The following is an 8,695-nucleotide window of genomic DNA, read 5'->3' as shown; positions in this document are numbered from 1 at the left end:
GCCGACGAGATCCTCGCCGCCGTCAAACGCTTCTGCCAGAAAACAATGAAGCGAACTTCGGATTCAGGTGACTAGTTGAAGGGAGAAATGCCTTCGTCCATGCCGGGGACATGGACCTATCGCTATACGACAAGGAGTTGGAGAAGGTCCTCGCAGACATCGTGGAAGCCGTCGACCGCTGTTATCAGGCGATAGGTACGCGGTTCGGCTTTACGCCTCTTATCAACTATTAGACCGCTGTTGCATTCGGCCCCTAGCCCAGCCCGTCACCGGGCAAATTTTGCATGGCCGCGAGCACTTGTGCCACCAAGGCGGGATCAACCGTCGCTGCCAGATTGCGAGCGCCTTTGCCCATGCCCCGCATCAATTCCGCCTGCCGGTGCGGTGCAACGGTGCCGTAGCTGGTAAGTGTCGTCATCACGCGCTCGTGCCCCAAATTCTGTGACCACGCCTTGAATTGCTCTGGCGTGGTGCAAACCTGTTCACCAAGCTGCACCAGCGTGTCGCGCAGCGAATGCGGGTTGAAGTAAGGCAGCCCAGCCGCTTCAAAGGCATTGCGGAATATGTCGCGAATTGGCCCGGCACCATGCCAGCACTCGCCACGGCGCAAGCCGACCGGAACAAAACCGCCATTTTCACCGACACCGATTTGCGTTGGCGGAAACAGCGGGTCATCATCACCCCAAAGCAGGATTTCGCGCAGATAGCGGCACCAGTCCTGCACGATCTGGAGCGCATCGCCGCCGACCGGGAAAAACCACGTCGAAAAGGTTTTGCTGGCCTTGGTCTTCACGTCCCGCGCATCTTGATCCACCCGGCCTTGCACCAGATCGACATGCTTCAGCCGGAACGAGGCGAGCGCCCCGTCGCGCGCGCCAGTCAGCAAGGCAAACGCCACCAGTGCGCGGTTGCGCAGTTCTATCGCGGTGCTGTCCGGCATGGCGGCAATGACGTGGTGGACCTGCTCCAGCGTCGGGAATGCCTTGTGCCGCGCCGCCTTGGCAATCCGCACGTCCTTTTCGGCCAGGTTGAAATAGTCGGCATCGGCATAGGTCAGGCGGGATTTGTAACCGGGTTGACCAGCCAGCCAGACGAAGAACGCGCGCAGGGCGGACAGGGTGGAATTGACCGTGGCCCGGCTCAAAGGCTTGCCGGTGCGGACCGCCGGTTGCTTGTCCAGCTTATGTTTGAAGGCCACCGCTTGCGCGCGGTGAAAGGTCTTGAAGTCCTTGTGCCCGTTCGCCTCTTCAAAGCGCGCCAGCGCCTTGGCAACGGCATCGATTGATCCTTCGTCCCGGCGCTGCGCTTCCTTCAAATATATGAAGTATTCGCGCTTGATCCGGGCGTTGGCGGCATTGTGTTTGGCCATGGTCTGTCAGTCCTTTCGATTGTCACAATTCAGGGAAGGTGCGGTGCGCTCACATAAGCGCCTTCCCAATCCCATTTTTGGGGACGTCCAACCGGCCTCCGCCGGTCGTGCTGTAATGCAGTAAAGCCAACAGTTTGGCCTAATTGCACTGAAGGTAACAACATCTCGATGTTACTAAATGGGAAGCTAAGACCTTCAATTTCTGCTTCGAAATCAGGCTTTTCCAATTCACTTTCGAAAAATTCCGATCCTTCAAAGAAAGTATCATGTAACTCGCCATATCCGGGAATATATTCAACCTTGATGATTCCAGCATCCCAATCGATTTCAGATGCGTAGAGGAAGAAACCAATATCAAGCTGCTTGGGTTCTCCGGTTTCATCCCACGTGTAGGGTACTTCGTCGCAGCGGCTAAATGGATCTTTTCCAATTAGCTTCGCTGCGATTTCCTCACTAAATTCCTCCCGAATTGCGGCGTCCATTTTTGGTCCCGAAAGCTGGCCCGCCTTATCCAAAAGCTGGAGGGTATAACCTGAAACCGTGCCATACGGCTGAATTTTGCCCTTGCGAGAATAAGCTGACAACCCCTCGTCAAATGCCATCCAGCGCAACAGCCTTTGGACCCAAGGGCGAGGTGCGGCTTGCGAAAGGAAGCTGACAGCTTCGCGCGACGAAATTAGCTTCATTCACCGGGCCTAGCACGGCGCGGCAACTCCACAATAATCGCCCCCTTCCTTAGCTGATGGAGATAGTCGCTCCACCATTGCGCCATATCAACCCGCTCTTTCCAATGCGCTCCGCGATGATAGGCCGCGCGCACCTTGTCGGTATCACCATGGGCCAGAGCGCGCTCGATGGCGTCCGGGTTCCATTTGCCGCTTTCGTTCAAGAGCGTTGACGCCATCGCTCGAAAGCCATGCGCGGTCATTTCGTCGCTGGCATAGCCCAGCCGGCGCAGCCCGGCATTGATGGTGTTTTCGCTCATAGGACGCGAGCGGGTGCGGATGGAAGGGAACACATATCCGGATGGCCCGGTGCCTGCCTGCACTTCCCGGAAAAGGGAAACGGCTTGGCGTGACAGCGGGACGTGGTGCGCCTTGCGCATTTTCATCTTGCCTGCCGGTATGATCCAGAGCGCGCCGTCCAGATCGAACTCGCTCCATTCGGCATGGCGAAGTTCACCGGGGCGCACAAAAACATGGGGCGCAATCTGCAAGGCCAGCTTGGTGATTCCGCTGCCCTCATAGTCATCGATGGCGCGCAGCAACTCGCCCACCTTCTTGGCATCGGTGATCGCACCGTAATGCGTGACAGTCGGCGCAGTGAGCGCACCGCGCAGATCGCGGGTAGGGTCCGACGCCAGCCGCGCCGTAGCCACGGCATACCGGAACACCGCGCCTGCCAGTTGCAGGCTGCGCCGGGCGCTTTCCAACTTTCCTTTGCCTTCGATCCGGCGAATGGCGCTCAGCACGTCCGCCGGTTCAATCTCGCCAATCGGTAGTTTGCCGATAGACCCGCAGACCAGAGAAAGCAGATATTCGCTCCGGATGGCTGTCGCGGGTGCCCAGCCTTTTGCGCCGTCGCGTTTGCGCTTCTCGCAATACTCTTTGCAAATCGCAGCGAATGTGTCCGCTGCCTGTATGCGAGCGCGCACCTTCTCGCGCTGTTTTTCGCGCGACGGGTCTTTGCCAAGGGCGATCAGTTCCCGCGCTTCCTCCCGGCGACGGCGGGCTTCCCCAAGCCCGATTTCGGGATAAGCTCCGATGGCCAGCAGTTTCTCGCGCCCATCGACACGATATTTGAGCCGCCAGAGTTTGCCCCCGGCTGGCGTGACAAGCAGGAACATCCCGCCGCCGTCCGCCAGCTTGATTGCCTTCGCGCTGGGCTTGGCGTTGCGAATTGCTACATCGGTCAAAGCCACGGGATTGCCTGCCTCTCCGGGGTCCATACCCCCAATATACCCCCAAGCGTGGGGGTATCGAGCTGGCCGTTTTGCATATACCCCCCAATCATACCCCCAGCGGCTGGTGGCTGAATGCGTACGCGAGTGAACGCTTGCGGCCTGATAAGCGCTAAATACCTTAGATTTTTGGGGTTTGTCTAGACGCCTGCGAACATCGGCGGACAAGAAAATGGAGCGGGTGAAGGGAATCGAACCCTCGTCGTAAGCATGGGAAGCTTCTGCTCTGCCATTGAGCTACACCCGCATTGCCGCGGTTTTCCGGCGTTCTGGCACTGCCATTTTGTGACCAATAAGGCTTCACGATAGCTGACTGACATGGTCGAGCGAGCTTTACAAGAGGTTGCGGGGGCATCGACATAATATCATATGCAAATACGCGTTATTTGACCGCCTCATCATTCACTCATGGGAATCGCGATGACATCTCGGGAAACGACAGGCTGCTCCCGCTGGCAGAACGGCAGCGCAACGATGAGAAAGGTACGCCATGGTCGGAGACGCTTTGGCGTTTGGGCTTTGGAGCTATCAACTGGCCGTGGTTGCTATACAGCCTTTGGGGAGGAACGCAGTGGCCTATTGGGAACACGGACCGTTCGCTTTCGCGTTGACAGGTGAACTGCCGCCTGCGCGGATGTTGGCACTTGCTGCCATAATTGCCAGTACCAGGGTTGTGCCGACCCGGTTGAGCTTGTGAAGGGGCCGGGAAGACTATGGATACATCTGCCTCTCAAAGGACTTGGGTGATACCGGCCCATGCTTAGGCCATTCTACCTTGTCGTCGGCATGCTATGCGTTCTTTTGGGTATTATCGGCGTTGCGTTACCATTGCTCCCGACAGTGCCCTTCCTCATACTGGCGGCATTCTGTTTTGCGCGAAGCAGTCCGGAACTTGAGGCGAAGCTGCTCGATCACCCGGCATATGGGCAGCATATCCGCCTCTGGCGCGTACGGGGCGCCATCAGCCGCACGGGCAAATGGGCGGCGACCATCGCTTTTGCAGCCAGCATTGGGCTTGCCCTTGGCCTGTTGGATTGGCCGTGGCCACTGATTTCGGTGGCGGCAGCGCTGATATTCGGCATCTGGATATGGCGGAGACCGGAAAACTGACTGGTTTCGGTCATTAGCGTGATGAGTTCAGGTTGCTCCACTTCCTTTCGTGTCGAGCGAAGTCGAAACACGTTTGCACCAAGCCAGCATCCCTCGACTTCGCTCGGGACGAACGGGTAAACCTGAACTCATCACGCTCTAACCCGCCGTCGAGGGGCGTGATCGAGGGGGCTCATGAGAATCACACGGCATGTTGAACGGGTGTCGGCCTGTGGATTTTTTCGCTCAGGCTGTGGACGGCACTGAAAGGGCATCAGCGGTCGAGCGCTTTTGCTGCCACGGGCGCAATGCCGGCAACCATCTTTTCTATACCCTGTGGATTGGGATGAAGGCCGTCGGGTAGCAGGAGCTTTTCGTTGCCGACTACTCCATCCAGTATGAAAGGATAGAGCGGTGCGTCATAGTGCCCTGCCAGATCGGGATAGATCGAATTGAATGCCTGAGCATATTCCATACCCATATTGGGCGCGGCAACCATGCCCGCCAGCATGACTTTGATGTCACGGCGGTCGAGCTCGTCCATGATGGCGGCGAGGTTTTTCCTGGTTTCCTGGGGGCTGAGGCCGCGCAACATATCGTTGCCGCCGAAGCCGACGATAACCAGATCGGGCTTCTTTGGAAGGCCATCGAGTACAAAAGCGAGGCGCCGCAGCCCAGCCGCGCTGGTATCGCCTGAAACGCCGGCATTGAAAACTTGTGCTGGCCGACCAATATCCGCCAGCTTCCGTTCGAGCGCGGGCGCAAAACCTTCCTCTCGGTCCAGATGATATCCGGCAAAAAGGCTGTCGCCGAATGCTACCACCAGATCGGCATGCATCGCTTCATCAGCGCCTCCTGCAGTTCGGTTTCCGGCTGCCGCACGTTCTCCGCGCTCGCCCGATTGGGAGTTCCCGGTTGTGTCCGAGGTCGGGCCACATGCTGTAGCAAGCTGGACAAGCAGCAAAAACGCCCCATATGAGACCAACCTCTTCATCGTATTATGCAACACAGCAGGCCCTTTCCTTCATGCTCATGCAGATCGTCGATCAATCCGATATTGTCGTTCAGGCGAGAAATGTCACGCTAACGCTTGGCACTGCCGAAGCACCCGTTGATATATTGAGAGGTCTTGATCTGGATATCCGGCGGGGTGAAAGCATTGCAGTACTGGGCGCTTCGGGTTCGGGCAAGTCGTCGCTCATGGCAGTGCTTTCGGGTCTGGAACGGGCGACCGGCGGGACGGTCCACATCGCCGGTTTCGATTATGGTGCGCTGAACGAGGATGCGCTGGCAAAGGCCCGGCGTGGCCATGTTGGTATCATTCTTCAGGCCTTCCACTTGCTCCCGACAATGACGGCGCTGGAAAACGTCGCCGTGCCGCTCGAACTTGCCGGCCATCTTCAACCCTTCGATCGTGCAGCCCGCGAGTTGGCGGCAGTGGGGCTGAGCCATCGGCTTGACCATTATCCGGCGCAGTTGTCTGGCGGCGAGCAGCAACGTGTGGCGATCGCACGCGCGATGGCTCCGGAACCGGAAATCATCTTTGCCGATGAACCGACCGGCAATCTGGACGGCAAGACATCCGAATCCATCGCCGATCTGCTGTTCCAGCGCCAGGAAGAAACAAAAGCGACCATGCTGCTGATCACCCACGACAGATTACTGGCGCAGCGCTGCGACAGGATCATTGAGATAGATGACGGCCGCATCCTAAACGAGCGCACAGACTGAAATGACAGGGCAAGATTTCGGCTGGCGCGGAAGCTGGCGCATAGCTCGGCGCGACCTCCATGTAAGGCTGATTGGCTTGCGCCTGTTATTCGTCTGTCTGTTTCTGGGCGTAGCAATGCTGGCAGCCATCGGCAGCCTGACCTCCGCCATCACCAAAGAGATATCAGAACGAGGCCAGGTCATTCTGGGCGGCGACATCCAGGTCGAAATGACCCAGCGCGAGGCTAGCGATGTGAACAAGCGCATGTTCGCGCGGCTTGGGGATCTCAGCGAAACTATCCGCATGCGCGCGATGGCCCGCCGCGTCGGTGGGGGGCAGCCCGATGGTCTGGGGGCGGTGCTGACGGAATTGAAAGGCGTGGACGGCGCCTATCCCCTCTTTGGCACGCTGCAATTGCAGGCAGGTGCCTATACCGAATTGCTTGCCGATGACGCAATCCTCATCGACAAGGCGCTGTCGGAACGACTGTCCATCGTGCCGGGAGATCGCCTGCGCTATGGCGAAGCCGAATTCACCGTCCAGGACATTATCTCCGACGAACCCGACAGGGTGGGCGAAGGATTCACCCTGGGTCCGGTGGCCATCGTCTCGATGAAGGGGTTGCGCCGCACCGGGCTGATACAACCCGGCAGCCTGTTCGAGAGCAAATACCGGATACGAATTCCCGCTGGCGAAGACGCAGTAGCGCTGCGCAAGCGCCTGGAAAAGGAATATGCGTCCCGGGGGTGGGAAATCGATGACCGGGAGAATGCGGCGCCGGGTACAAGCCGCTTTCTGGGTCGGATGGGTCAGTTTCTCTCGCTCATCGGCCTGACTGCCCTGGCGGTGGCAGGGATAGGGGTGAACAACGGCGTTACATCCTATCTCTCGCTTCGGCGCAGAAGCATCGCCACGCTGAAGATATTGGGCGCGACGTCCACCGATATCGCGCGTATTTACCTCCTTCAAATCGGGATTGTTTCCGTCCTGGCGATTGCATCCGGCGTGGCGGTGGGCGCAATCGTCGTGCCGCTGATTCTTGCGGTGGCAGGCGATGTGCTGCCGGTTCGTCCCGGCTTTGACATTCATCCGCTGCCGCTCGTCACCAGCATGCTCTATGGTCTGCTCATCGCGCTCATTTTTGCGGTGTCTCCATTGGCGAGAGTGCGGCACGAGTCGGGAGCGGCGCTTTTGCGCGCGACGGTTGACCCGCCGCGCCACGGGCTGGATGGGCGCAGCAAGATGGTCGCAGGCATCGCCCTTTTCCTGCTGCTCGCGCTGGTTCTGGCGGGCGCACGCGACATCGTCTTTTCGCTTTGGGTGATTGGCGCGATATCGGCAGTGCTGTTGCTGCTTTCGTTGCTCGGCCTGGCGGCACGATGGGCGGCGCGTAAGGTCCCGCGTCCGCGTCGACCGCTGTTGCGCCTTGCAATCACAAATCTCCACCGGCCCGGCGCGCAGACTACCGCGCTCGTCATTGCTCTGGGGCTGGCCCTCACCTTGTTCGTGACGCTGGCAGGCATTCAGACAAGCCTCAGCAGTGAAATCGAGAATACGGTGCCGGACCAGGCACCGGACCTGTTCGTGCTCGATGTGCCATCGGACGATAATGCAAAGCTGCACGCGATAGTCATGCGGGCGGACGCCGCCGCCAAACTCAATGTCGTGCCTGCGTTACGCGGAACGGTCATTGCCTATGGGGGGCAGCGTGTGACCGACCGCGATGACGTGCCCGGCGACGCTTTTCTGCTGCGCGGCGAAAGAGGGGCCACCTACAGCGCTACCCTGCCTGAAGGCAGCGAGTTGGTGAAGGGGAGGTGGTGGCCTGCCGATTATGACGGGCCGCCGCTCGTGTCGCTCGATGCCAAGCAGGCCGAGGCGCTTAATCTCGATGTGGGAGATACGCTCACCGTGAGCGTGCTCGGTCGGGAAATCGAGGCGCGGATCGCGTCGCTGCGGCAGATAAACTGGGATACGATGGGCTTCAATTATGTGATGGTGTTTTCGCCGAGCGCACTTGCGAACGCGCCGCACAGCCTGACAGCGACGATTACTCTCAGCGATGATCGAAAGGGAGAGATGACACGTGCCTTGCTCGCCGCCTTCCCCAGTGCATCGGTTATCGATACGGGTGATGTCCTGGGGCAAGTGCGTGACCTGCTCGATCAGATGGCGGCGGCAATCGTCGCGGCTGCATCGATCACCATATTGGCGGGCATAGCTGTGTTGATCGGCGCGATTTCCGCCTCGCGGCAGACGCGCAGCTATGACAGTATCATACTGAAAACGCTGGGTGCGACCCGCTGGCAGATACTTGGCACACAATTGCTTGAATATGGACTTATCGCAGCAGTTCTGGCGATCGTCTCCTTGCTGCTCGGCATGGCCGCAGCGTGGTTCGTCATCGTCCAGGTCTTCGAATTCGGATGGGCGCCGGACTGGCGCATTGTGCTGGCGACCTTGTTGGGTGGGGCTGTGATGACTCTTGGTATAGGTCTCGTCGGTTCGCTCCCGCTAATGACTTTGCGTCCTGCGCAAGCTCTCCGGAAAGTCTGAAATCTCGTCC

The 8,695-nt window shown here is 58.9% G+C and carries 8 protein-coding genes and 1 tRNA gene; 4 read left to right on the top strand and 5 right to left on the bottom strand.

Annotated features, from left to right (window positions below):
- The first annotated feature begins 110 nt into the window (after positions 1-110).
- Positions 111-233 carry a hypothetical protein gene (locus L3X40_RS22355; protein WP_272907960.1) on the top strand — a complete coding sequence of 41 codons (123 nt, stop codon included), beginning with the start codon at positions 111-113 and terminating at the stop codon, positions 231-233.
- A 20-nt stretch (positions 234-253) separates the two neighbouring features.
- Here L3X40_RS22355 and L3X40_RS16590 read toward each other — a convergent pair whose 3' ends face one another.
- The 4 genes from L3X40_RS16590 to L3X40_RS16575 all read right to left on the bottom strand — a co-directional run bounded on the left by L3X40_RS16590 (position 254) and on the right by L3X40_RS16575 (position 3,576).
- On the bottom strand, positions 254-1,369 hold the full coding sequence (locus L3X40_RS16590) for a tyrosine-type recombinase/integrase (RefSeq protein WP_237366591.1): 1,116 nt from the start codon (positions 1,367-1,369) through the stop codon (positions 254-256).
- A gap of 29 nt (positions 1,370-1,398) precedes the next feature.
- Positions 1,399-2,055 carry a hypothetical protein gene (locus L3X40_RS16585; protein ID WP_237366590.1) on the bottom strand — a complete coding sequence of 219 codons (657 nt, stop codon included), beginning with the start codon at positions 2,053-2,055 and terminating at the stop codon, positions 1,399-1,401.
- Positions 2,052-3,290 (bottom strand): tyrosine-type recombinase/integrase, encoded by a 1,239-nt coding sequence (locus L3X40_RS16580; protein ID WP_237366589.1) that lies wholly within the window; start codon positions 3,288-3,290, stop codon positions 2,052-2,054. Before L3X40_RS16580 ends, L3X40_RS16585 begins: the two co-directional genes overlap by 4 nt.
- Positions 3,291-3,502: 212 nt before the next feature.
- Positions 3,503-3,576, bottom strand: a tRNA-Gly gene (locus L3X40_RS16575).
- A 509-nt stretch (positions 3,577-4,085) separates the two neighbouring features.
- On the opposite strand from L3X40_RS16575, the gene L3X40_RS16570 reads away from it, so the two are divergent.
- A complete protein-coding gene (locus L3X40_RS16570) occupies positions 4,086-4,439 on the top strand; it encodes a YbaN family protein (protein ID WP_237366588.1) in 354 nt (117 codons plus the stop codon).
- A gap of 253 nt (positions 4,440-4,692) precedes the next feature.
- Here the strand turns inward: L3X40_RS16570 and L3X40_RS16565 are convergent, their stop codons facing one another.
- Entirely contained in the window at positions 4,693-5,412 is a 720-nt protein-coding gene (locus L3X40_RS16565) for an arylesterase (RefSeq protein ID WP_237366587.1), read from the bottom strand.
- A 38-nt stretch (positions 5,413-5,450) separates the two neighbouring features.
- On the opposite strand from L3X40_RS16565, the gene L3X40_RS16560 reads away from it, so the two are divergent.
- Together L3X40_RS16560 and L3X40_RS16555 are read left to right on the top strand one after the other, a co-directional pair.
- Positions 5,451-6,149 (top strand): ABC transporter ATP-binding protein, encoded by a 699-nt coding sequence (locus L3X40_RS16560; protein ID WP_237366595.1) that lies wholly within the window; start codon positions 5,451-5,453, stop codon positions 6,147-6,149.
- A gap of 1 nt (position 6,150) precedes the next feature.
- A complete protein-coding gene (locus tag L3X40_RS16555) occupies positions 6,151-8,685 on the top strand; it encodes an ABC transporter permease (RefSeq protein ID WP_237366586.1) in 2,535 nt (844 codons plus the stop codon).
- Positions 8,686-8,695: the final 10 nt, after the last annotated feature.

It is taken from the genome of Rhizorhapis sp. SPR117 (assembly GCF_021742065.1).
This window is presented reverse-complemented; position numbering and strand designations above follow the sequence as displayed.

Bases quoted from the DNA above. Each gene is read 5' to 3' on its own strand.
- L3X40_RS16555 (WP_237366586.1), top strand. From the start codon at position 6,151: ATGACAGGGCAAGATTTCGGCTGGCGCGGAAGCTGGCGCATAGCTCGG.
- L3X40_RS16570 (WP_237366588.1), top strand. From the start codon at position 4,086: ATGCTTAGGCCATTCTACCTTGTCGTCGGCATGCTATGCGTTCTTTTG.
- L3X40_RS22355 (WP_272907960.1), top strand. From the start codon at position 111: ATGGACCTATCGCTATACGACAAGGAGTTGGAGAAGGTCCTCGCAGAC.
- L3X40_RS16565 (WP_237366587.1), bottom strand. From the start codon at position 5,412: ATGAAGAGGTTGGTCTCATATGGGGCGTTTTTGCTGCTTGTCCAGCTT.
- L3X40_RS16590 (WP_237366591.1), bottom strand. From the start codon at position 1,369: ATGGCCAAACACAATGCCGCCAACGCCCGGATCAAGCGCGAATACTTC.
- L3X40_RS16585 (WP_237366590.1), bottom strand. From the start codon at position 2,055: ATGAAGCTAATTTCGTCGCGCGAAGCTGTCAGCTTCCTTTCGCAAGCC.
- L3X40_RS16560 (WP_237366595.1), top strand. From the start codon at position 5,451: ATGCAGATCGTCGATCAATCCGATATTGTCGTTCAGGCGAGAAATGTC.